The organism is Victivallis sp. Marseille-Q1083 (assembly GCF_903645315.1).
Classification (GTDB): domain Bacteria; phylum Verrucomicrobiota; class Lentisphaeria; order Victivallales; family Victivallaceae; genus UMGS1518.
In genome coordinates this window covers 15,482-38,353 of the sequence record NZ_CAHJXL010000002.1, presented here as the reverse complement: position 1 = coordinate 38,353, position 22,872 = coordinate 15,482, and the positions used below count along the sequence as shown (strand labels likewise).

The 22,872-nt window shown below is 57.4% G+C and carries 18 protein-coding genes; 8 read left to right on the top strand and 10 right to left on the bottom strand.

All coding sequences use genetic code 11. The annotated features are described in order from the left end of the window. Positions 1-119: 119 nt before the first annotated feature. The 5 genes from rfbB (at position 120) to HWX74_RS16225 (ending at position 4,478) form a co-directional block, all read left to right on the top strand. On the top strand, positions 120-1,199 hold the full coding sequence (rfbB, locus tag HWX74_RS16245) for a dTDP-glucose 4,6-dehydratase (RefSeq protein ID WP_176014646.1): 1,080 nt from the start codon (positions 120-122) through the stop codon (positions 1,197-1,199). Next, positions 1,196-2,092, top strand: coding sequence for a glucose-1-phosphate thymidylyltransferase RfbA (gene rfbA / locus HWX74_RS16240; protein ID WP_176014645.1), 897 nt, complete (start codon positions 1,196-1,198; stop codon positions 2,090-2,092). Before rfbB ends, rfbA begins: the two co-directional genes overlap by 4 nt. Beyond that, entirely contained in the window at positions 2,067-2,615 is a 549-nt protein-coding gene (gene rfbC, locus HWX74_RS16235; RefSeq protein WP_176014644.1) for a dTDP-4-dehydrorhamnose 3,5-epimerase, read from the top strand. The genes rfbA and rfbC overlap by 26 nt, the downstream gene beginning before the upstream one ends. Before the next feature lie 30 nt (positions 2,616-2,645). Further along, a complete protein-coding gene (gene rfbD / locus HWX74_RS16230) occupies positions 2,646-3,512 on the top strand; it encodes a dTDP-4-dehydrorhamnose reductase (protein WP_176014643.1) in 867 nt (288 codons plus the stop codon). A gap of 123 nt (positions 3,513-3,635) precedes the next feature. Further along, positions 3,636-4,478, top strand: coding sequence for a GntR family transcriptional regulator (locus tag HWX74_RS16225; protein WP_176014642.1), 843 nt, complete (start codon positions 3,636-3,638; stop codon positions 4,476-4,478). 36 nt (positions 4,479-4,514) lie between these two features. Here HWX74_RS16225 and fucU read toward each other — a convergent pair whose 3' ends face one another. The 5 genes from fucU to HWX74_RS16200 all read right to left on the bottom strand — a co-directional run bounded on the left by fucU (position 4,515) and on the right by HWX74_RS16200 (position 12,363). Next, complete coding sequence (fucU, locus tag HWX74_RS16220) at positions 4,515-4,940, bottom strand: L-fucose mutarotase (protein WP_176014641.1); 426 nt, start codon at positions 4,938-4,940, stop codon at positions 4,515-4,517. 155 nt (positions 4,941-5,095) lie between these two features. After that, positions 5,096-7,414, bottom strand: a complete 2,319-nt coding sequence (locus HWX74_RS16215; protein WP_176014640.1) for a glycoside hydrolase N-terminal domain-containing protein — start codon at positions 7,412-7,414, stop codon at positions 5,096-5,098. Positions 7,415-7,424: 10 nt separating this feature from the next. Continuing rightward, on the bottom strand, positions 7,425-10,265 hold the full coding sequence (locus HWX74_RS16210; protein WP_217704994.1) for a hypothetical protein: 2,841 nt from the start codon (positions 10,263-10,265) through the stop codon (positions 7,425-7,427). A gap of 134 nt (positions 10,266-10,399) precedes the next feature. Further along, a complete protein-coding gene (locus HWX74_RS16205) occupies positions 10,400-11,134 on the bottom strand; it encodes a type II secretion system protein (RefSeq protein WP_176014638.1) in 735 nt (244 codons plus the stop codon). Between the two features lie 527 nt (positions 11,135-11,661). Further along, the gene (locus tag HWX74_RS16200) at positions 11,662-12,363 is read right to left on the bottom strand and encodes a type II secretion system protein (protein ID WP_176014637.1); all 702 of its coding nucleotides are present in this window, start codon (positions 12,361-12,363) and stop codon (positions 11,662-11,664) included. Between the two features lie 304 nt (positions 12,364-12,667). Here HWX74_RS16200 and HWX74_RS16195 point away from each other — a divergent pair, with 304 nt between their 5' ends. The 3 genes from HWX74_RS16195 to HWX74_RS16185 all read left to right on the top strand — a co-directional run bounded on the left by HWX74_RS16195 (position 12,668) and on the right by HWX74_RS16185 (position 17,193). Beyond that, positions 12,668-13,492: a helix-turn-helix domain-containing protein gene (locus tag HWX74_RS16195; RefSeq protein WP_176014636.1), complete on the top strand. Its 825-nt coding sequence runs from the start codon at positions 12,668-12,670 to the stop codon at positions 13,490-13,492. Positions 13,493-13,825: 333 nt separating this feature from the next. Further along, positions 13,826-15,655 carry a bifunctional homocysteine S-methyltransferase/methylenetetrahydrofolate reductase gene (locus HWX74_RS16190; protein WP_176014635.1) on the top strand — a complete coding sequence of 610 codons (1,830 nt, stop codon included), beginning with the start codon at positions 13,826-13,828 and terminating at the stop codon, positions 15,653-15,655. A 17-nt stretch (positions 15,656-15,672) separates the two neighbouring features. Then, on the top strand, positions 15,673-17,193 hold the full coding sequence (locus HWX74_RS16185) for a DUF1846 domain-containing protein (RefSeq protein ID WP_176014634.1): 1,521 nt from the start codon (positions 15,673-15,675) through the stop codon (positions 17,191-17,193). Positions 17,194-17,279: 86 nt separating this feature from the next. Here the strand turns inward: HWX74_RS16185 and HWX74_RS16180 are convergent, their stop codons facing one another. The 5 genes from HWX74_RS16180 to HWX74_RS16160 form a co-directional block, all read right to left on the bottom strand. After that, on the bottom strand, positions 17,280-18,590 hold the full coding sequence (locus HWX74_RS16180) for an MFS transporter (protein ID WP_176014633.1): 1,311 nt from the start codon (positions 18,588-18,590) through the stop codon (positions 17,280-17,282). Positions 18,591-18,603: 13 nt separating this feature from the next. Further along, on the bottom strand, positions 18,604-20,052 hold the full coding sequence (locus HWX74_RS16175) for a mannitol dehydrogenase family protein (protein WP_176014632.1): 1,449 nt from the start codon (positions 20,050-20,052) through the stop codon (positions 18,604-18,606). Positions 20,053-20,715: 663 nt separating this feature from the next. Next, a complete protein-coding gene (locus HWX74_RS16170; RefSeq protein ID WP_176014631.1) occupies positions 20,716-21,567 on the bottom strand; it encodes a hypothetical protein in 852 nt (283 codons plus the stop codon). 72 nt (positions 21,568-21,639) lie between these two features. Continuing rightward, positions 21,640-22,173 carry a hypothetical protein gene (locus HWX74_RS16165; RefSeq protein WP_176014630.1) on the bottom strand — a complete coding sequence of 178 codons (534 nt, stop codon included), beginning with the start codon at positions 22,171-22,173 and terminating at the stop codon, positions 21,640-21,642. Between the two features lie 9 nt (positions 22,174-22,182). Next, positions 22,183-22,794 carry a hypothetical protein gene (locus HWX74_RS16160; RefSeq protein ID WP_176014629.1) on the bottom strand — a complete coding sequence of 204 codons (612 nt, stop codon included), beginning with the start codon at positions 22,792-22,794 and terminating at the stop codon, positions 22,183-22,185. Positions 22,795-22,872 lie beyond the last annotated feature (78 nt).

Genomic DNA, 22,872 nt, shown 5'->3' with positions numbered 1-22,872 from the left:
CCGGGTTTTGCGGAATTTTCCGAAAGCCCCGGTTGCATAAAGAGGGTTGACAGGATATTAGTAAATTTTTGAAAAATGGCCGTTTCAGCAATTTGTATCGTGAAAATCTCGGATTTGATATGACCGGAAAAAAATTCATCGTCACCGGCGGCGCCGGTTTCATCGGCTCCGCCGTGGTGCGCCGCCTGCTGCAATATACGCCGCATGAAGTGTGCGTGATCGACAAACTTACCTATGCGGGCAATCTCGAATCGCTGGAACCGGTCGCCCATCTGCCAACTTACCGTTTCGAACGGGCCGATATCTGCGACCGGCCGGCGGTGGAAGCGATTTTCGATGACTTCCGCCCCGACGCGGTCATGCACCTGGCCGCCGAATCCCATGTCGACCGCTCGATCGACGCGCCGGGAGAATTCGTCCAGACCAACATCGTCGGCACTTACACGCTGCTGGAAGCGGCCCGCCGTTACTGGCAGGGCCTGCCGGCCGGGCGGCAGGCGGCGTTCCGGTTCCACCACATTTCCACCGACGAGGTGTTCGGCGATCTGAAAGGCCCCGGCGATTACTTCCGGGAAACCACCCCTTACGCGCCTTCGTCGCCCTATTCGGCCAGCAAAGCGGCCTCCGACCATCTGGTGCGCGCCTGGCAGCGGACCTTTCAACTGCCGACGCTGGTGACCAATTGCTCCAACAATTACGGGCCGTATCACTTCCCGGAGAAATTGATTCCGCTGATGATCCTCAATGCGCTGGACGGCAAACCGCTGCCGGTATACGGCGACGGCGGGCAGATCCGCGACTGGCTCTATGTCGAAGACCATGCCGCGGCGCTTCTCAAAGTCATCACCGAAGGAACGCCCGGCCAGACCTACAACATCGGCGGCAACCACGAAAAGACCAATCTGGAAGTCGTCCGCCTCATCTGTGCGTTGCTCGATGAGTTGCGGCCGCGCGCCGACGGCAAATCGTACCGGGAACAGATCACTTTCGTCGCCGACCGACCGGGTCACGATCTGCGCTATGCGATCGACGCGTCGAAAATCCGCCGGGAACTGCACTGGCAGCCGCAGGAAACCTTCGCCAGCGGCCTGCGCAAGACGGTCCTCTGGTACCTGGAACACAAAGACACCTGGTGCCGGCGGGTGCTGGACGGCTCCTACCGGCTGGAACGGCTCGGTTTGGGAGGCAAACCGTCATGAAAGGCATTGTCCTGGCCGGCGGCACCGGCAGCCGCCTCTATCCGGTGACGCTCGGCGTCTCCAAGCAACTGCTGCCGGTGTACGACAAACCGATGATCTATTACCCGCTGTCGGTGCTGATGCAAGCCGGCATCCGGGAAATTCTGGTGATCACCACCCCGGAGGACCAAAGCGGTTTTCTGCGGTTGCTGGGCGACGGCAGCCAATTCGGCATCCGGCTCGATTATGCGGTCCAACCGTCGCCGGACGGCTTGGCCCAGGCATTCCTGATCGGTGAAACCTTCCTCGGCGGCGACCGGGTCGCCCTGGTGCTCGGCGACAATATTTTTCACGGCGCCGGCCTGGGGCGGCTGCTGCGCCGGGCGGCGCGGCGGCAATGCGGCGCGACCATCTTCGGCTATTACGTCCGCGATCCGGAACGGTTCGGCGTGGTGACTTTCGATGCCGCCGGCCAAGCGGTTTCCATCGAGGAAAAACCGCCGCATCCGCAATCGAATTACGCGGTCACCGGTTTGTATTTCTACGACAACAACGTCATCGAGATCGCCAAAGCGGTCCGGCCTTCGGCCCGCGGCGAACTGGAAATCACTTCGGTCAACAGCGAATACCTGCGCCGCGGCCAGTTGACGGTGGAACGCCTGTGCCGCGGCTATGCCTGGCTGGACACCGGCACCCACGACAGCTTGCTGGAGGCGGCCGACTTCATCCGGACCATTGAACGCCGGCAGGGACTGCAGGTCGCCTGTCTGGAGGAAATCGCCTGGGAAAATGGCTGGCTGAGCGCGGAAGAAGTTCTGGCCCAGGCGCAACATCTGCTGAAAACGGAATACGGCCAATACCTGATGCGCCGTTTGAACGAGGGAAAAAATGAATGTATCGACCACTGCGATTGACGGCGTGCTGCTGATCGAACCGAAGGTGTTCGGCGACGCGCGCGGCTGTTTCTTCGAATCCTACAACCGGGCCCGGTTCCAAGCGGCCGGCATTGCCGCCGATTTCATCCAGGACAATGAATCGCGGTCCCGCTACGGCGTCCTGCGCGGGCTGCACTACCAACGCCCGCCCTATGCGCAGGCCAAACTGGTGCGGGTCATCGCCGGGCGCGCGCTGGATATCGTCGTCGACCTCCGCCGCAGTTCGCCGACCTTCAGCCAACACGTCGCCGTCGAATTGTCGGGCGAAAACAAGCGGCAACTCTTCGTGCCGCGCGGCATGGCGCACGGTTTCGCGGTGCTGTCCGACGAGGTGATTTTCGCTTACAAATGCGACAACTATTATGCGCCGGACTACGAACGCACCATTCGTTTCGACGATCCGGCGCTCGGCATCGACTGGCTGATTCCGGCGGCGGAAGCGTTGTTGTCGCCCAAGGATCTCAAGGGAGTGCCGTTCGTCGCGGCGGAACTCTTCGACTGAAGACGAGAAAAATAACAGGAAGAACGGATCATGAGAATATTGTTGACCGGCGGCAACGGCATGCTCGGACGCACCCTGCAGCAGCGTCTGACCGGATTCGACGTCGTTCCGACCGATTTGCCGGCGGCCGATATCACCGACGCCGCCGGAATTGACCGGCTCATTGCCGCCGAACGGCCGGAGGCGGTCATCCATTGCGCCGCGCTGACCGCCGTCGACGCCTGCGAAACGGCGGTCGAAACGGCTTACCGCATCAATGCCGCCGGCAGCGGCAATGTCGCCGCCGCCTGCCACCGGCACGGCGTCCGGCTGATCGCCATCTCGACCGATTACGTCTTTCGCGGCGACGCCAGACAGCCTTATCATGAATTCGACCGGCCCGATCCGCAGACAATCTACGGCCGCAGCAAATACGGCGGCGAGCAGTTGATCCGCCGCCATTGTCCGAATCACGTCATCGCCCGGGTTTCCTGGCTGTACGGCCCCGGCGGACCAAGTTTTGTCCACACCATGCTGAAGCTGGCCGACGGCAGCCGGCCGGTCCTGAAGGTAGTCGCCGACCAGGTCGGCAATCCGACCAGTACGCTGGCGGCGGCCGACGGACTGCGGCAACTGCTGATCCGGCCGGAACTGGTCGGCACCTTTCATCTGACCTGCGAAGGAGAAGCCTCCTGGTATGAGTTCGCCCGGGAAATTTTCGCCCTGGCCGGCATCCGGCAAACGGTCGTGCCCTGTTCGACGCAGGAATATCCGCTGCCGGCGCCGCGTCCGGCCAATTCGCGGCTTGAGAAATTGATGCTGCGGCTTCATCGGATGCCGCCGATGCCGCACTGGCGCGACGCGCTGCGCGATTTTCTGACCCGGACGATTTCCCCTTCGGTCATCGGAAACCAATAGCGGCCGGGCGCAACGGTTGAAAAGTGAAATTGAAAACAATTATGGGATTGCCCGTTGTATTTTTTTCCGAACCTTGCTATAATAAAGCCGGAAAAAACATCCGACAGCAATGAGGAGTTTTCAATGCTCGAAACAATCGGCGCCGCGAACGGCAACACAACCAAGGAACCCGGCTTTCTGCAGGCGGAAGAGGCGTTGGTCCGCAAACTGATGGACAGCGATTTGACCTGCGGCCAGTCGCTGAAGGAATCGGTGCTGGCCAAGGAGTTCAACATCAACCGGCCGTCGGTGCGCGAAGCACTGAGCCAGGCGGTCGGCTGGGGCGTCGTCGAATACATCCCTTATTGCGGCTACCGGATCAAAAACTTCACGCTGGGCGACATCCTCGACTGGAACGAACTGCGCGCCGGCATCGAGCCGGTCGCGGCGCGGCGCCTGGCGCTGCAGCCGTCGGTCACCGCGCTGGAGGCGCTGGAATATTACCTGGCGCAAAGCGCCCGGGCCCAACAGGAAAATGACCGCGAAAAAGCGATTTCCGCCGACATGAACTTCCACATGGCGATCATCACCTACTGCGGCAACGCCCGGTTTTCCAGCCCGAACAACCTCTGTTATCTGTCGGTGCTCTTCCGGCTGAATGTCAAGATGTGTTCGGAAATTTACTTCCGGATGCTCGGCAACGAGGAAAAATACCGCGACCACAATGCTTCCAACCAGCAATTTCTGGAATTCAACGATGAACTGATCTATGATGTCCATCAAAAAATTCTGCAGAGCATCCGGCAGCGTGACGACAACAGCGCCGAACACTACACCCGGTTTCATATCGATTCCCAGGTGGCCAATCTCCGAAAAATCATCGACCTGTGCGGCGATCCGCAATTGCCGCTGAATTCTCTGTATACCAGATTCCGGTCGTTTCGCAAACGCGACCGGCAGTTTTTCAGCGACGCCATTCAATCATGACCGGAACCGCCTTCCGGCATTTCCCGCGTCAACCCGTCAGGAAATCACCCCTTTTTTCAGCAGCAGATTGCCGTATTTGCGGGTTTCGCCGGTGATCACCACCGCGTAAGCCGAACGGGTGCGAAGATAGAAGCTCTGGCGGTCGATCAACTCGATCTTCATCGCCTTGCCGGTTGCTTTCGCCACCGCCCCGGCATAGGCGTCGATCGTCTCCTGCGGCATCGCATCGCCCGGTTCCGGCGCCATCATCACCAGCGGCGGCGCGTACTGGTCCAACTCCCACAACGGCAGGATCGCTTCGATCAACTGCGTCACCGTCGCGCCATCCTGGCGCATCACCCGGGTATTGTTCGAATACCCGGGAAAATGGGCGTCGGACAGCACCAGTTCATCGCCATGCCCCATCTCCGACAACACCTTCAACAACTCCGGCGACACCAACGGCGAAATTCCTTTCAGCATCTGACAGCCTCCTATTGGTTTGGCACTGCTCTCTCTTTCAGGCGGGCCGCCGGCCAGCGCCGGACGCCGCGAAAAAAACTCCGCTTCCGGAATTGTTCCGGAGCGCTCCTTTTTTTCAACCGATCACCTGAAAATAAAATAATACGATTCCGCCGTTATGCAAATATCCGGCTTGTCCGGGGCAATTCGAAGGCAAATCGATACTCCGCCTCCTTTCCGGCCGGCAGAACCAGACGCTCCACCGCCGCATTCTGCCCGACGGCGACCGGATATTCGCCGCCCCGATCCGCCCGGAACACCGCCCGGCACTCCCGGCCTTCCCAACTCAAATCGACGGTGACGCCGCCGCGCGCCCGCAAGCCGTCCAGCCGACCGGTCGGCCAGGCGGCCGGTAAAGCCGGCAGCAACCGGATGACGAAACCGCCATCCGGCAGCCGCTCGTGCGACTGCAGCAGCAGCTCCGCCACCCCGGCCGCGCCGCCGAAGTTGCCGTCGATCTGAAACGGCGGATGCGCACAGAAAAGATTTTCATAGCTGCCGCCTTCGGCACCGATACTCTTCCGCTCTTCCACCAGTGTCATCAAGGTCTTCCAGAGCCGGTAGGCCCGCTCGCCGTCGCCCAGCCTGGCCCAGCAATTGATCTTCCAGGCGCTCGACCAACCGGTGGCGACATCGCCGCGCCGGTTCAGCGTCACCGCCGCCGCCTGCGCCAATTCCGGCGTCCGCCGCGGCGTGATGCCGTTGCCGGGATACAACGCGTACAACGGCGACAAGTGGCGATGCGTCACTTCCACCTCGTCATAATCCTCAAGCCACTCCTGGATCTGTCCGTGGCGGCCGATCATCACCGGCGGCAAACGATCGCAGGCCCGCCGCAGCTCCCGCTGCAATTCTTCATCGCAATGCAGAATCCCGGCCGCCTCGATCACATTGCCGAACAACTCCCGGATCAACTGGGTGTCGATTGCCGGGCCGGCGCAATTCTGGGCAATCCGGCCATCCGGCAGATAAAAACTGTTCTCCGGCGAATTGGACGGACAACTGACCAGCCAGCCGTGTTCCGGCTCCTCGACGAGCATATCGAGCAAAAATTCCGCCGCGCCCCGCAGGACCGGATAGTAGTCCCGCAGAAACGCCCGGTCGCCGCCGTAGAAATAGTGCTCGCAAATATGCCGGCACAGCCAGGCGCCGCCGCTGAGCGTCGCGCCCCAGGAGCTGTTCTCCCCCGGCGAGGTGAAATTCCACGGATTGCTGATCACGTGCGCCACCCAGCCGCGGGCGCGGTAATAACACTGCGCGGTACGTTCGCCGTTCGGCACCAGTCCGGCGATATAATCGCACAGCACCCGGTGGCATTCCGCCAGATTGGCCGCCTCCGGCAGCCAGTAATTCATCTGCAGGTTGATGTTGAGATGGTAATCGCCGTTCCACGGCGGCTGATATTCCTCCGCCCAGATCCCCTGCAAATTGGCCGGCAGCGCTCCCGGCCGACTGCTGGCCAGCAGCAGATAACGGCCGAAGTTGTAATAGAGCGCCGCCAGAGCCGGGTCGGCGGCGCCCTGGCGGAAGCCTTCCAGCCGCCGGCGCAGCGGCAGCGCGGAATTCGCCGTCTCCGGCAGGCGCAGCACCGAACGGCGGAACAGCGGCTGATAATCGTCCAAGTGCCGCTGGAACGCTTCGTCGAACGCCATCGACGACGCCGTCTCCAGCCGCCGGGCAGTCAATTGGAAAAGATCCTGCCCGGACCGGAAATCGGTCGCCGCCGTGAACAGCATGACCAGCGACTGTTCATGGCGGACTTCCACCGCCCCGTCCCGGAATTTCAACTCATCCGCCTGACAGAAACGCAGCCGGCCGACAAAACGCATTCCATCGCCGCCGCGGCCGTCCGGCAACACCCCGTGGAGAACCAGGTCATCCCGGTCCCGTTCCACGGCGGCATGCTGCCGCCGGCTCAAATTCGCCCGCAGGAAGTAACTGCCGGAAAAACGGCATACCATCACGTTGTCCGGATGGGACAGAAAGATTTCCCGGCGGCGCGGCGTGCCGTCGGCGGCGAAATCGACCGTCGCCAGCGCCCGGTCCAGCCAGAGCAATCGACTGTAATTGCGGTAATTCAGGACCGGCCCGAAATCCAGCTCGAGCGCCCCGAGCGTCTGGTAACAGCCGAACGGCACTTCCGCCGCCGCGCCGTACGCCGAACCGCTGCCCCGGCAAGTGAAGCTCTGCTTCATCAGCGCCTCTGCCTCGAGATTCCGGCCGGCCAGCAACAGGCGGCGGATTTCCGGCAGGCTCCGCCAGGCCTCCGGCCGGTCCGCCTGCTGCGGCGAACCGGACCACAATGACTTCTCATTCAGGACAATTTTTTCGTGCCGGACACCGCCGAAAATCAACGCTCCCAACGCACCGTTGCCCAACGGCGCCGCCTGGGTGAAATGTTCGGCAGGCCGGTCGAAATAAAGTCTGTCGTACATGGCCGCGGCCTCAATTCCGCCGCAGCAGATACTTGAACACCGCCGGATTCACCGCCGGCGCCGACAACAGACCGTCAGAGGCCGGTACCAGTGCCCGGCGTTCCACTTCATTGCCGTCGGCGTCCACGCCGATGGCGGTCAACGCCCCGTCGCCGGCTCCGATCAACTCCGGCGCAAAGGCGAAACTCCGGTACTGCCGGGCCGGAATCAACTCCCAGCCGCCGGCTTCCCGTTTCAACGCCGCCGCCCCCTCGCCGCGCATCCCGCCGTAAGCCGCCTCGCCGTCGGCGGAATTGAAATAGCAGGAATCCGGCCCGGCCGCCGCCTCGACGACTTTGCCGTCCACCAGCCGGCGGACCGACCAGCGGGAACGGTCGGCGGAATGGACCTGCCAGCCCCATTGCGGCAAATCATCCCAGACTTCCGCATTGGCATTGAGCCGCATTTCGAAACCGTTGGCGTAACGGACCCGCAAACGGCCGTCGCGCCAGGCGCCGTTGACCAGCGCCGCGGCGGTCGGATATTCGATGCCGTCCCGTTCGTAAAGGATCGCCTCGACCGGCTCCATGACGTATCCGGCCTGAACCGGCTGCATCAGATAGTAGATATTCATCACCGCCGCGTCGTCGTGGCCGTTGTCGGCGAAGCCGATGTTGCCGTAGGCGAAACTCGTCGCGATAAACTGCGGCATATTCCACGACCTGCTGCCGAAAAACATGCCGGGCGACCCCATGCCGGCATCCATCTCCAGAATATGGAGCTTGCGCAGCGCAAAATCGGGAAACCACAATTCGTTCGGCCGGTCGTTGCTCATCAACTGCGCGTAGTTGCCGTCGACCAAACCGGCATACCACCAATGGTTGACGCCTTCGGAATAGGCCGGCCCCTGGTGGGCAAATTTTTCATTGTACAGGATCCGGCCGTAGCATTCGAACGTCCGGCGGAACATCCCGGCGCCGGGCACCCGGGCGTCATAATCGACCCGGCTGAACGGCGTCACCGCGGTATGGACATCGCAATAGGAGTGATCCTCCCCGAACTTGGCCTGAATCTGCGGTGCCAGTTCCGCCTGCATTTCCACCCCCCACATCGGCTTCGGCGCATAACAGCGCGCCCAGGAGTCCAGCCAGTTGCCGTCCTGCCGCCACATCATGTTATCCTCGTCCCACAATGGATTGACCGGTGCGAAATCGGTATAATTGGTATAAAGGCCGATTTTCCAGCCGAGCTGCCGGACGGCGGCGACGAACTGCTTCAACGCCGCATCGCCGCCTTTCTTCGGCGCGGCATTCAAACGAAAGGTGTAGCTGTCCCCGCTGTCGCGCCAGTCGTCCTCATGGTAGCGGATCGTAATTTTCTCCAGTCCGAGCCGGCGCAGCCGGGTGTTGAGCGCCAATTCTTCCGGAGAATGGCTGGAGGCCACCCGCCACAGCCGGTCGCCCTGGATTTCACGGAATGGCGACGGCGGATTGTCGACGGTCGGAAAGACCTCCCACGGATTGGCAGACACATTGAGAAACAGCCGTTCCCGCAGCGGATTCCGGGTCCCGTCACTGATCGCATTGTACACCGCCGCACCGTTGAAGCGGGCAAAATCAGCGCCGGAGGCTTCGCCGCCGACCAGTTCGGAAGCATTGGAGACGTACCAGTCGAACTGGCTGAACAGGTAAAGCCCCTTCGCCAGCAGCATGCGCGGATCGGTATCGACGCCGCCATAGGTCAGAAACGGCAGCCGGAACAACTGATGCGGACCGGTCTGTTCCGCCCGTCCCAATTCCAGCCGGGCAATTTGTCCGGCGGACGCGGTTTCCTCCCGGAAATCAAAAACCAGCGACTTCTGCTTGATGGCGACTTCACAATCCAGCCGGGCTTCCGCATGCGTCCCGGCCGCCAGATATTTCAAATGGAGCACCCCGCCGCTCAACTGATTCTCCAGCAGCTTCAGCGTCGCCTTCTCACCGTCGGCCAGCACCACCCCCGCTCCGACGGCCGGCGCTACCGCGCCCTCCGGGCCGATCACCTTCAAGCCGTCGAGAAACGGCGCATCCAGCTTCCATTCATAACGCAACTCGCCGTCGCCGCCGCGATAGACGAACGCCACCGTATCCGGCGCGACCCGCTCCACCGCATTGCTGAAATCGGCAGTCAACTGATCCGGCAAAATCGTCTCGCCGCGGACCGGAAACGGCAACTGCTCCGGCCAGGGGGCAAAGGTCAGCGGCCGTTCCGAAGCCTGATAGAAGTAGACGCAATCCAGGTAAATCGCCAGCGGCCGATCGTTGGAAAAATTGCGAAATTTCAAGCCGACGAATTCCGCCGGGCGCGGAATCGGCTGATTGACCAGCCGGCGCTGGTAAAACCAGTAATCGTAATACATCCGCGCAAAACCGTCGATCTCATACTCTTTGCCGTCGGCCCCGCGAACCAGCACGCTCATCTGCGGCCACGGATGATCCTTGTCCTGCGCCTGCCAGACCCAGCTCAAACCGTGGTTCCAGACCGCCACGGCATTCCACGGCTCGTCAATCATCAGCTTCTCAACCGGACGCAGCCGGATTTCGGCATTGTCGCCCTGTGCCCTGAACCATAATTTGCCGGCGTAATCCCGGTAGAGTTTCTCCTCTTCGGTCCGGTAGAGCGCCGCTTCGGCATGGTCCCCTTCCACCACCCAGCGGGTACAATCCTCAAAGGTGATCAACGGCTCGTGGTCGTCGCTCCTCATCACCATCTCATAGGGCTTTTCCCCGGCCGGTCCCGGAGCCGGATCGACATTGCTGCCGACCATTCCGCCGCCGGCTCCATCCAAAGAAGCCAGACAACACATTCCAAGCATCCATAGCGTTTTACGCATCATTTCCTCCGTAATCTAAAAATACGACTTCCCAGCCCGAATCCCGACGCATCATGAAGATTCCAATTCTTATCCTGCCCGGAATCACCGAGCCCCATCAGCCGGCGGCATGAATCGATGGCGGCTGGAGTAATTTAGTACCCCATGAACCAAAAACAAATCGAAGCATTGTCATCGGCGACATTGCCGATCGCCCGTTCGGACGCTTTATACGCTTCGCCGAGGAATTCCTGGGCGCCAAGCGTGCCGGCGTGGCCGTCGCTGAAAACCAGATTGACCTTATTGCCATGACGGACGGACACGCAACTGCCGGGCGCATCGGTGCCGTTCAGCATGGTGGTCAGATTGATGTCGCCGGGGCTCATATAACCGTGGCGCTTGATGTCTCCGACCACCGGAGCGGCGCTTTGCAGCGAGGACAATTTCAAAACCGGGCCTTTTCCAGCCGGACGCCACAGGGTGCTGTCGGCGCCGAGATAGACATTGTGGCCGTAAGAACCGGAAAATGCTTCGATGAAGTCATTGTCCTCATCGACGATATTCATCCAGCCGGTCAATTTCTCCGCGCTGTAAGCCGGACAGGTCAACACCTCCGGGCTGCCCAGATAACTGTTCAACTGGCTGAACCAGCTGGTGTCGAACTTGGACGGATTGTCCCAGAAACCGTACGTGAGATAATCGTCATTGTCCAGGCCGTACATGGCTTCGGCAACCCCCTGCTGCCTCAAATTGCCGACGCATTTGATCGAGATGGCCTTGGTTTTGGCCTTGCCGAGCGCCGGCAGCAGCATACTGGCCAGAATGGCAATGATCGCGATGACAACCAGCAATTCAATCAATGTGAAAGCACGATTCGATTTCCGTTCCATTTGGATTCTCCTTCATTAAAGGTTTAGTTTTCTTGAATATCCAGGCTGCTCAAGCAAACGCTCTGATATCAGTATCTAGGAAAATTATACAATATTTTTCCAGAAATCGCAATGCACAAATGATACGATTTTGTGTATAATCGTCCGTTTTTCAAAAAAAAATCAATTTTTTCCATTTCCTGAAATAAATTTCCGAACTATATTACGCTTTTCCATTCCACACCGAAACCCGCTTCGAATATCGATAATTTCCACCACCCGGGCAATCCGGCGGTAAAATCAGTCCGCCTCCTGTTCAAACTGTTGCCGCCCTGCCGGATATTCTTCCGCCAACCTTTTCTTCGAATCCAACCTGTCCTCCTTTTCCGACAACCTTCTCCAACCAGCCTCCATCTTGTTTCCCGGCCGGTCCGCCGGCCGGCTGCAACCGGTCAAAACCTCAATCTCCTTTATGATGCAGGAAAGACCGGCGATTCCCCTGTCCGACTTCGCGTGAAATCAACCGGCCTTCACCAGCCGCGGCGAAATTACCGCTGCTTGTCCATCCCCCAGAAATCTCTCATTTCCTTCGTTGCCCAGGCATCCTGTTTCATGAACTGCTCCCGCACCTGGCTGACGTGACCGTCGAGATAGGCGACATTCATCAGCCGCGCATGGCGGATGAAATCGAAATAGTCCGGAAATCCCGGATGCAGAATCAGAGTTTCGCACGACCAGTCCCGAATCGGATCATAGGTTTCGCCGATCAAAATACCGACGCTGGGCTGCTGAAATTCAGTGATTTTCTGCCAGTTGGCGTTCGCCTGATCCCAATAGCGGAAATGGCTGACGGTAATGTTGAGTCCATAGTTGGTCTGGAACCAATCCGGCAGCGTCGATTTGACGGCGGAATTCGGACATTTGAAAACATCGCCTTCAATGTACCGGCCCAGACTGCCGCCCCACCCTTTCGCCTCTTCGTCGGCAGTCGGCCGGTAACAGAAGGTCAATTGCTCCAGCGGCTCACCATTCGGTCCGTTGCCAACCGACGGCGGCACGAAATCTTCGTTGTCGTTGTTGTAAAAGACCGCCGCCAGCCCCATCTGTTTCAAGTTGCTGACGCATTTGATCCGCTGGGCCGCCGCTTTGGCTTTGCCGAGCGCCGGCAGCAGCATGCTGGCCAGAATCGCGATGATCGCGATGACAACCAACAATTCAATCAATGTAAAATCCCGTTTCCTGCTTTCCATTTGCTTTCTCCTTAGGTTAGTAGGTTTTTCGTTCTCCGATTTTTTGCTATTCCAAACCGTTTGGCATAGTCACTATAAGGAATAATATTAAATTTTCGGCGAAATCACAATGCACAAATGTCTTATTTTTGTGTACAATCATCCTTTTTTTCTCAAAAATCCGTTTGTTTTTTCGCAAAGAGGCATTTATATTTAGAAGAGCAAGGATTCTTTTCAGTCCGGCCGACCGTTCGAAATGCCCCGGACACACGATGAAATCCGATCGCCGCCGTGGCAGCAAAGACAAAAAAATGGAGTTCCGCCAATGCCGTCGCCCGTCGTCATCAATCACGAGGCAATCCAGCCGAAGAGCATTCCGGTCGAGATCCTCTACTGCCGGAAAGATGTCATCCTGGATTGGGATTTCAAATCGACCATTCTGAAAGTGCCCTACTGGCGGCTTTACCGGCCTTACAATGACAAAGGCATCCTCTATTACCGGGAGCAGGTCATCAAAATGCAGCCGGGTGAAATCTGGCTGATCGCGCCGGAAACCGAATTCGACACCGCCACCGACGGCGGCAAGATCGAAAAATTCTACCTGCATTTTCTGGCCGGCGGCGCGTTTCTGAACTGCCATGACTTCTGCCTGCGCCTGCCCGCCTCGGCGCTCCTGCTGGAGCTGATCGACCAGGCCGGCGAACAACTGGCCGGACGGCAGGCCGCCGAACGGTTGTCGCTGCTCTGCGCGGCGATCGTCAATGTCGCGCTGTCTCTGTTGCCGCCGGACTATCTCGACAACTACACGCAAATCAACTCCGCGCTGATCCAGATTCTGCATTACCTGCGGCAGAATCCGACGCAGTCGCCGTCGAACAACGAACTGGCGGCGATGGCCAAAATGAGCCGGAGCGTCTTCTGCAAGAAATTTCTCGACAGCTTCGGCATTCCGCCGCAGCGTTATCTGCTGGACATCAAACTGCGCCATGCGGCACTGCTGCTGGTGCGCTCCAACCTGTCGATCAACGAAATCGCCGCCGAAGCCGGCTTCTGCGACCGTTATTATTTCAGCCGCATGTTCCGGAAATATCGCGGCATTTCCCCGGCCCAGTTTCGCAAGCAGGGCAAATTTTCCGGCCGGGAAGAATAAGACGCCGGGAAGCGGCTCTACAGGCTCCTTCGCCTCCGCCCGCCACACGGACGGCTTGAACAACCGGCCCCCCTCTCCACGACATGATTGATGAAATCGGAGCGGAATTTTGTCCGGCCGCGGTTTTACTTTGCCGGTTCAGGTGGTATAGTATGCGGTTATAGTCAATGATGAGAGCTTCCTTCCGCTGGAGGACGACCGCACCGGCGAGGTCGTCCGCGGTTCGGCAGGAACAATCCCGGGAAATCATGCAAAACCGCCAAACAGCTCCGAACGTCCGGCTTGGGAATAAGGTGCAAGTTTAAGAAATTAGGATAAAACGACTGGTTCACTATGACAGACCTGCTGAAAGAACGCCTGCAAGATCACGTCGTCATTTTCGACGGCGCCACCGGCACGGAATTTTACAAACGGAATTTTTTCGTCAACACCTCTTATGAGAGCCTGAACCTGACCAATCCCAAAGTGGTCGGCGACATCCACCGCAGCTATGTCGAAGCCGGTGCCGAAGTCGTCACCACCAACAGCTACGGCGCCAACCGCCAGAAACTCGCCCGGTTCGGCCTGGCGGAAAAATGTGTCGAAATCAATACCGCCGCCGTCGGGCTCGCCCGGTCGCAATGCGCCGAAAACACCCTGGTCGCCGCCTCGCTCGGACCGCTCGGCAAAGAGGTGGCCAGCGGCCAGATCAGTTTCGACGAAGGCGTCGAAATCCTCGGCGAGCAAATCCAGGCGCTGGAAGCGGCCGGCAGTGATTTTCTGATGTTCGAAACGCTGTCGTCGCAGATCGGCACCGAGTGCGCCATCGCCGCCGTCAACCGTTTCGGCCGGCTGCCGTTCGTCTTCAGCTTCGCCGTCGACCGCGACCTGGAGACCGTTTACGGCGAACCGCTGAGCGCCATTCTCGCCCTGCTGGACCGCAGCGAACGCCGGCCGACCGCGGTCGGGCTCAACTGCGATATCGGCCCGGAACCGATGCTCGACGCGCTGGAAAAATTATTGCCGCTGAGCCACTATCCGGTCATCGTCCAGCCGAACGCCGGCGTTCCCAAGAGCGTCGACAACCGGATGATTTACATGTGCAGCCCGGAATACCTGACCACCTACGCGCTGCGTTACGCCAACCTCGGCGCCCGCGGCATCGGCGGCTGCTGCGGCATCGGCCCGGAACATATCCGGGACATCGCCCGCAGCATCACGCCGCTGACCCGGCGGGCGCACCTGCCGCCGGTGGAGGTCGTGCCGGCCGTCGAGGAGCAGTTCGAACCGATTCCGCCGGCGGAGCGTTCCGCGCTGGCGGCCAAGCTCTGCCGCGGCGAATTCGTCAGCAGCATCGAAATCACGCCGCCGCGCGGTTTCGACTTGAGTTCGACCATCGAAAAAGCCCGCGTCTGCAAAGCCGCCGGCATCGACGCGATCAATCTGCCGGACGGCCCGCGCGCCAGTTCCCGCATTTCTCCGTCGGTCACCGCCAATGAAATCCAGAAACAGGCCGGCATCGAGGTCATCCTGCACTGCTGCTGCCGCGACAAAAACCTGATCGGCATGCAGGCCGACCTGCTCGGCTGCGCCTGGGAACACATCAACAACATTCTGTTCATCACCGGCGATCCGCCGAAACTCGGCGACTATCCGTTCGCGTCCGCCGTCTTCGACGTCGATTCGATCGGCATCCTGAAATTCGCCTCGAGACTCAATCGCGGCATCGACATCGGCGGCAAATCACTCGGCGCGCCGACCAGCTTCTTCTGCGGCGCCGGCGCCGACCCCAACGCGCTGGACATGGAGCGCGAACTGCGGCGGCTGCGGGAAAAGGTGGAAGCCGGCGCTTCGTTCATCATCACGCAGCCGGCATTCGCCGTCGAACCGGTGCTGCGGCTGCTGGAGGCGATGGAAAATTTCCGGGTGCCGGTCATCGCCGGCATCTGGCCGCTGGCCAGCTACCGCAATGCCGAATTCATGAAAAATGAAGTGCCGGGCGTCGTCGTGCCGGATCAAATCATGACCCGGATGGCCCGGGCGCAAAGCCGGGACGATCAGCGCAGGGTCGGCATCGACATCGCCCGGGAAACGGTGGCGGCGTTGCGCGACGCCATCGACGGCATTCAAATCAGCGCGCCGTTCGGCAACGTCAACAGCGCAATCGAAGTGGCAAAAAACTAGCGGGGAGCAGTTTCATAATGATGAAGAGCATCGGTTTCGACAACGCCAAATATCTGGCCGAGCAATCGGCGGCCATCCTGGAGCGGGCCGCCAAGTTCGACAATAAACTTTACCTGGAATTCGGCGGCAAGCTGGCCTACGACTATCACGCCGCCCGGATCCTGCCCGGTTTCGCTCCGAATGTCAAAATTCAACTGCTGCAGATGCTCAAGGACAAAATCGATATCGTCATCTGCATTTACGCCGGCGACATCGAACGCAAGAAAATCCGGGCGGATTTCGGCATCGCCTACGATCTGGACACCTTGCGGCTGATCGACAATCTGCGCGACTGGGGGCTGCCGGTCAAGGCGGTCGTCGTCACCCGCTACGAGGACCAGCCGATGGTGCGCAATTTCATCAATAAGCTGGCGCGCCGCCAGATCACCACCTATACCCACCGCAGCATCAAAGGTTACCCGACCGACATCGACACGATCGTCAGCGACGACGGTTACGGCGCCAACAGCTATATCGAGAGCGACAAACCGATCGTCATCGTCACCGGTCCCGGCGGCGGCAGCGGCAAAATGGCCACCTGCCTGTCTCAGGTTTACCATGAATACAAACGCGGCGTCGCCGCCGGCTATGCCAAATTCGAGACCTTCCCGGTCTGGAACCTGCCGCTCGATCACCCGGTCAACCTCGCCTACGAAGCGGCCACCGCCGACATCGCCGACATCAACATGGTCGATCCGTTTCATCTGGCCGCCTATCAGCAGACGGCGATCAACTACAACCGCGACATCGAAATCTTCCCGGTGGTCAAACGGATCTGCGCCAAAATCATGAACAAGGAGCAACTCTATCAGTCGCCGACCGACATGGGCGTCAACCGGGTGGGCTTCGCCATCACTGACGACGCGGTCGTCCGGGAAGCGGCCATTCAGGAAGTGATCCGGCGCTATTTCCGCTATCAATGCGAATACGTCATGGGAGTGGCCGACCAGCAGACCGTCGACCGGGTAAAACTGCTGATGGACGATCTCGGCGTCTCCGAAACCGACCGGCCCACCGTATTGAACGCCCGGGAAACCGCCAAGGCGGCCGCCAGCACGCCCGGCAAAGGCAACGACGGTTTTTATTGCGGAGCAGCGCTCCAACTGCCGGACCAGACCGTCATCGCCGGCAAGAATTCGCCGCTGCTGCACGCGGCGGCCAGCTGCATTCTCAACACCATCAAACACCTGGCCGGTCTGCCGGACGAACTGCTGTTGCTGTCGCCGGAAGTCATCGACTCGGTCGGGTCGTTGAAAAAGGAAATCCTGCGCAGCAAACGCCTGAGCCTCGACCTGGACGAAACGCTGATCGCCCTCAGTGTCAGTGTACCGTCCAATCCGGCCGCCAACCTGGCCATGAAGCAGTTGAAGCGGCTGGCCGGCTGTGAAATGCATTTGAGCCACCTGCCGACGCCGGGCGACGAAGCGGGTCTGCGCAAACTGGGAATCAATTTGACCAGCGACCCGGTATTCGCCGGCCGGGATCTTTTCGTCGACTGACGCGGTACCCGTTTTATTGCGTTTTCATTTCTGTCCAACCCGGCCGATGGAAATGAAAACGCCACCCGCCGGCCCGGCGGAATCCGTCAGGCCTGTTCACGGCAGCGCGAACCGACGAGCGCGTAAAAAAGCATCACCAGTTCACAGGCAACGACAATCAACCAGGTCCAGCGCCAGGAACCGAGCAGATCGGCCGCCACGCCCTGCAGAACCGGAAAAACGGCGCCGCCGAAAACTCCCATCATGAAAATGCCGGAAGCCCTGGCGGTGTATTTGTCCAGCCCTTTGACTGCGAGCGTGAAAATGCACCCCCACATCACGGAGTGGAAGAGCCCGAGCAACGCCATCAGCCAGAGGTTGCTGGTGAGGATGGCGACGCCCATCAGCAAGGCGGCGGCAATGGTTGAGACGGTCAACTGAACGCGCGGCGAAATACGGTTCATCCCTCCGGAAACCATGCGTCCGATCATCATGCCGCCCCAGTAAATCGTCGCCAGCAGCGCCGGAATCCCGAGGTCGAGATCACCGATCATCAGGCGGTTCCGGCCGAAAAAATGCAGCAAGGCGCCGTTGCCGTCCAATTCCAGCGCGTGAAGGTTGATGTTGGTGCCGACCGCCACCTCCGCGCCGACATAGAAGAAAATGGCGATCACTCCGAACGTGAAATGACGGAACGACCAGATGCTGCGGGTCAACCGCTCCCCTTCCTCCGTCCGGGTGTTCGTCAGGTCGGGAATGTACAGCCGCCGGGTCACCAGTGTGGTGATCACGACGAACACGGTCAGCAGCAGGAACGGCATCATCAACTGCCGCACTTCGACATCTTCCATCGCCCGGCCGCCGAACAGCAGAGTCGTGACGAAGAAAGGCGCGATCATCGTGCCGAACGAATTGACGGCACAGACGATATTCATGCGCTGTACCGCCTGGGTTCCCGGCAGCTCGTAGGCGGCTACATAGGGGTTGATGACCACCTGCGACAAGGCCGCCGCAGTGCCCATCAGGAATGAACCGGTCAGGAAGATAAAATAACCGGCCGGAATGTGCGCCGGCCCGAGGACCGCGATGACCGCCGGAAAAGCGACGGTAAACCACGAGGAGGCAAAGAACATCACCAGTCCGGCAATCATGATCCCGAGCGCCCGCAGCAGCGTCCGCTTATAGCCGACCCGGTTGATCCAGCGGCCGCCGAGCGGACTGTTCAGCAGATATCCCAGAAAGAAAAAGAAGGAAATCAGCGTGATGAAAGTATTTTTCAACGCACCCGCATCCGCCAGGAAAGCGGTTTTCAGCGGGCCCTGGCATTGGCCGTTGACCGTCGTCAGGAACCCGACGATGAAGTAGATGAAGGTCAGTACGATGAACGGACCGAGCTTATTGGCAGTACGCGTCTCCATACCCGGCATCCATTCAGCGGTCCGGCGACAGAATCGCTTCCAGCACCGGCAACGTTCCATCGGCCTCCACGTCGGCCGCCATCTTCCGGTAAAGCGCGACAAACCGGGCGTCGCATTGCAAATCGACCGAAGCAAAAGGCGACAGCGCCAGGAAAGCGACGGCATCATCTTCGGCAATCAGTTGGCGGTCCGCCGCCGTCAGCCAGGGTTCGTCAACCGCATACGCCTGCCCCCGGTCATCGGCCGGTCCCTTCAAATAACGGCGATAAACCGCCGCAAAGAAGGCCACCCGGGTCAAGTCCGCCCCGTCCCGCAGCATTTTGGCCAGATTGGGCGCGAGATAAACCGGAATTTTGGACACGCCGTCGAAACAGAGCCGGGCCAGTTGATCGCTCACGGAACGGTTGCCGAACCGTTCGAGCAACGTCTGCTTGTACTCCGCCAGATTGATCGTGCCCGGCGCCGGCACATAAGGCGTAATATCCCGGTCCATGAAATCACGCAGATAACGGACGAAACGCTCATCGTGCATGGCGTCGTCCACCTTGCGGTAGCCGGCCAGGAAAGCCGGATAGGACAGCATTGTGTGCGACGCGTTCAGCAAACTGAGCTTCATATTTTCAAAAGCGGTCACATCGTCGGTAAAATCGACGCCGACCCGTTCCCAGGCCGGCCGGCCGGCGCTGAATTTGTCCTCGATAACCCACTGGATGAAATCTTCGCAATAAACCGGCGCCGCATCCGCGGTGCCATTGGCGGCGTTCAAACGTTCCCGGTCGGCGGGCCGCACCGCCGGCGTGATGCGGTCGACCATCGAATTCGGGAATGTCACATTGGCCTCAACCCAGCCGGCCAGCGTCCGATCCTGCGCTTCGATAAAAGCCATGAAGGCACGGCGGGCGGTATTCCCGTTGTGCTGAAGATTGTCGCAACTCAATATCGTCACCGGGCCGTTGGCCAATTCCATGCGGCGGCGCAAACCGGCGGCAATAAAGCCGAAAACGGTAACCGGAGCAGCAGGATTCTTCAAGTCGTGCTGCACCTTTTCATCGGCGAGCATGAATTCACCGCTCGCTTTGTCAAGATTGTAACCGCCCTCGGTGATGGTCATCGAAATGATTTTGATGGCTGGATCGGCCAATTTCGCGATGACCGCTTCCGGCGCTTCGACACTCCACAACAATTCGATCAGCGAACCGATGCGGAACACTTCGTCGCGGCCATCGCGGCCGCAGACCGTCAAAGTGTATTCCCCCTGCTGGCGGCGCAGCGCGTTCACCAGCGCTTCATCCGAAGGAAGCAGCGCAATGCCGCAAATTCCCCAGTTGCGCTGGTCGGCTTGTTCGAGCAATTGATTGGTATAATACTCCTCATGGGCACGGTGGAAATTTCCGACTCCGATGTGGGCAATTCCGGCCTCAATTCTCCGACGGTCATAACCGAATTCCTTGACAGTACTCAAGATAACATCCCTTTCATAACCAGTTCGTTCATAAAATTTCGGCAGCAACGATCTGCAACGACAATTTTCTCCTGACGGATACCTTAATACTTCCGGTTTCGCTTTTCAACTTTCCATTTCGACAATTTCATCGGATTTGTTGTTTACAGAGACGACAAGATAAGCCGTAATCTGTTCTGCCCTGAAAGTTACATGAAGCATCCGAACCTTCGAAAGATGTGATGATGATTCGGAAAGCTTCACCTTGTGATCGTTATTTCTCCATTATTCCTGTGATTTGCGCCCATTCCCCCCTACCTTCATTGTTACAGCGCCCTTAAAGCGGCGATTCCAGAGCGATGATTTTCGCCGCGATCAACTGCAGTAGTTCCCAGACAGTGTCGTCAATAGGTTAGTGCTATATTATGCAAACGTCAAACTATAGGTGATGAAAAATGGCGAATGCATACGAACGGCATGATATTTCAGATGATCTGACGTTAAAACGCTGGCGTAGAATCGCAACCAGATACGCGAAGAATACATCATCCTTTCTTGAGACCGTACAAATTAGATGTATTGCCGCTCGGGCTCTAAATTATTGACGACACTATCTAAAGAATTTTTCATCACCGAAACCTTGGTCGAGGCGTTCAGGAAACTCATGATATTGCCGTCAGCAGCCTACCGCCCCCTGCCGACGCCCTGCAGGCTGCCGGAGAGGTCTTCGCCCCACAGATACCCCTTCTGGAAAGTCGGCGTCGCCGTCGTGGTGTCGTAGACGCCTACTACATTCCAGCCGTCGTAGACGTAAGCGACCTCTGACTGCGTCTGGCCGGTCGCGCCCGATTTCAGAATCACCTTCTGCCTGATCCGACGGCTTAAATAGTCGTAAGTATATTCATAACGATAAGTCCCGACATCCGCCGTTTTCAGACGGTTCTCGGCATCGTAGGTATATTGCGTCGTATAGCTGCCGGTCAGGTTGCCGTCCGCATCGTGCACCTGCGCGTAAGTGGTGCCATTCGGCTCGGTGATCAGCGAATACTGATTCACCGCGTTCGCCGTATAGCTCCACTGGGAATCACTGCCGGTCGTTCCCTGGAAGGCGGACTGACGGTTGCCGACCTGGTCGAAGCTGTAATTGAACGACTGCCCGGCGATCCCTCCGGAAGCGTTTTTACGCACCGCGTTGATCACCTGTCCATAGTTGTCATACGCGTAATCCCAGTAACTGCCGTCCGCCAGCGTCGTCTTGATCCGCTGGTCCTTGATGTTCAAGGTATAACCGTAGTTCTTCGTCAATGATCCCGCCGTCGTGCTGACGCCGGTCAGCCGGTGAGCGCTGTCAAAACTCCGGGTTGCCGTCGATACCGTCTGGTTGGCCGTCGCCGTCGCCAGCCGCAGCGTCGACAGCTGCCCGGCCGCATTGTGGGTATAATGTGCCGTATAACCGCCGTCCGAAATCGTCGCATAACGACCGTCCGTACCATAGGTATAGTTCGCCTGCTGGTGCGTCGTACTGCCGGTATTCAACGTCTACCCGGTACAGTCAGCGACCGTAAATAATCATAGTTCAGCATCGTATTGTCGAATTATATGTGATAATTATTTCATTTCGAATACAGCTTCTTTGACAAATTCTTTTGAGTCATACCCCTTTTGAAAATATTGGAAACTGTACCATAATTTTTTCTCATTGTCCACAGTAAATGCAAAAACAACAATTCCCGGAGGGACAATAATCTGTTTTGCTTGATACTCATTTACTTCAATATCCCGTAATTTCTCAAAACTTACAAGATATGTTTCCGGAAAATAACAAGAAATTAGTTCTATTTTATTTTCAACATCAAAAATTTTATCATTCAATAAAGTAATTACCTTATTGCCGGCTAATTCTGCTGTAGAAAATTGAGTAGTAACAGAATTCGTTATAAGTGCTCCAAGTACATTATCCTGAGAATCTACATTATCTAATAATGCTGCGATTTCTTTTTCTGTCGGAATTTTTTCTTCAAAATAATAAACTCGATCTTTAGATATTAAGGTTTCTTCTTTCGCCCTTACAATATGAATTTTGTTAAAACACAATATGAAGAATACAATTACAGATATCAGTAAAATTATATTTTTATTCATATTTAATAATCATTCGTTCCTTATAGAATTCTTTTTATCTTTCAGGTTCTCTCTCTTTTTAATTTCATTAATAAGATAACCTCCATTCCAGAAAATTATAAATTCAGTTTTTTTTATAAAAATTTCTTCTTCATAAAGATTTGAAAAAAAATACTGTATTGAATACCAAATTTTATTATCTTTGTCCACCGTATAAGTCAAAAGAGTAATTCCAGATGGTATTAAAATTCGATCCGACTGATAATTAGAAACTTTCATATTACGTAAATTTTCAAAACTTATAGTCAATGGGTCAGAAACTTTAAAAAGAATTCGATCGATTTTGCCATCATTTTTTCTAATATATCCTATACCACCTAAAGTAACTGAACCAGCTAGAAATTCAGGAAAATTTCTTATTTCTTGTGTACTACTAATTATAGGTTTTAAAAATTTTTTGTAAGCTGATTGACTCAAAGATTGAAAAAGATTCTCTTCTGACTCTATTGTATCCGAAAGTAATAATTTTGAATTTATATTTACTTGACCATTTCCTCTTGTTGAAGGAATTATCTCCACTTGAAAATTTGGGTAAATATAAATATCAAATATTCCTAAAAAAACACACAACAATAGCATCATACAGAAAATCAAGATCTTTATCATATGCCACCAGCTATAATATTTTAGCCATTTCTATTATTTTACAACTAAAAAATC

What these genes read in the sequence shown, in the direction of transcription:
- rfbB (WP_176014646.1), top strand. Translation starts at nt 120, where the DNA reads ATGACCGGAAAAAAATTCATCGTCACCGGCGGCGCCGGTTTCATCGGC.
- rfbA (WP_176014645.1), top strand. Translation starts at nt 1,196, where the DNA reads ATGAAAGGCATTGTCCTGGCCGGCGGCACCGGCAGCCGCCTCTATCCG.
- rfbC (WP_176014644.1), top strand. Translation starts at nt 2,067, where the DNA reads ATGAATGTATCGACCACTGCGATTGACGGCGTGCTGCTGATCGAACCG.
- rfbD (WP_176014643.1), top strand. Translation starts at nt 2,646, where the DNA reads ATGAGAATATTGTTGACCGGCGGCAACGGCATGCTCGGACGCACCCTG.
- HWX74_RS16225 (WP_176014642.1), top strand. Translation starts at nt 3,636, where the DNA reads ATGCTCGAAACAATCGGCGCCGCGAACGGCAACACAACCAAGGAACCC.
- fucU (WP_176014641.1), bottom strand. Translation starts at nt 4,940, where the DNA reads ATGCTGAAAGGAATTTCGCCGTTGGTGTCGCCGGAGTTGTTGAAGGTG.
- HWX74_RS16215 (WP_176014640.1), bottom strand. Translation starts at nt 7,414, where the DNA reads ATGTACGACAGACTTTATTTCGACCGGCCTGCCGAACATTTCACCCAG.
- HWX74_RS16210 (WP_217704994.1), bottom strand. Translation starts at nt 10,265, where the DNA reads ATGCGTAAAACGCTATGGATGCTTGGAATGTGTTGTCTGGCTTCTTTG.
- HWX74_RS16205 (WP_176014638.1), bottom strand. Translation starts at nt 11,134, where the DNA reads ATGGAACGGAAATCGAATCGTGCTTTCACATTGATTGAATTGCTGGTT.
- HWX74_RS16200 (WP_176014637.1), bottom strand. Translation starts at nt 12,363, where the DNA reads ATGGAAAGCAGGAAACGGGATTTTACATTGATTGAATTGTTGGTTGTC.
- HWX74_RS16195 (WP_176014636.1), top strand. Translation starts at nt 12,668, where the DNA reads ATGCCGTCGCCCGTCGTCATCAATCACGAGGCAATCCAGCCGAAGAGC.
- HWX74_RS16190 (WP_176014635.1), top strand. Translation starts at nt 13,826, where the DNA reads ATGACAGACCTGCTGAAAGAACGCCTGCAAGATCACGTCGTCATTTTC.
- HWX74_RS16185 (WP_176014634.1), top strand. Translation starts at nt 15,673, where the DNA reads ATGATGAAGAGCATCGGTTTCGACAACGCCAAATATCTGGCCGAGCAA.
- HWX74_RS16180 (WP_176014633.1), bottom strand. Translation starts at nt 18,590, where the DNA reads ATGGAGACGCGTACTGCCAATAAGCTCGGTCCGTTCATCGTACTGACC.
- HWX74_RS16165 (WP_176014630.1), bottom strand. Translation starts at nt 22,173, where the DNA reads ATGAATAAAAATATAATTTTACTGATATCTGTAATTGTATTCTTCATA.
- HWX74_RS16160 (WP_176014629.1), bottom strand. Translation starts at nt 22,794, where the DNA reads ATGATGCTATTGTTGTGTGTTTTTTTAGGAATATTTGATATTTATATT.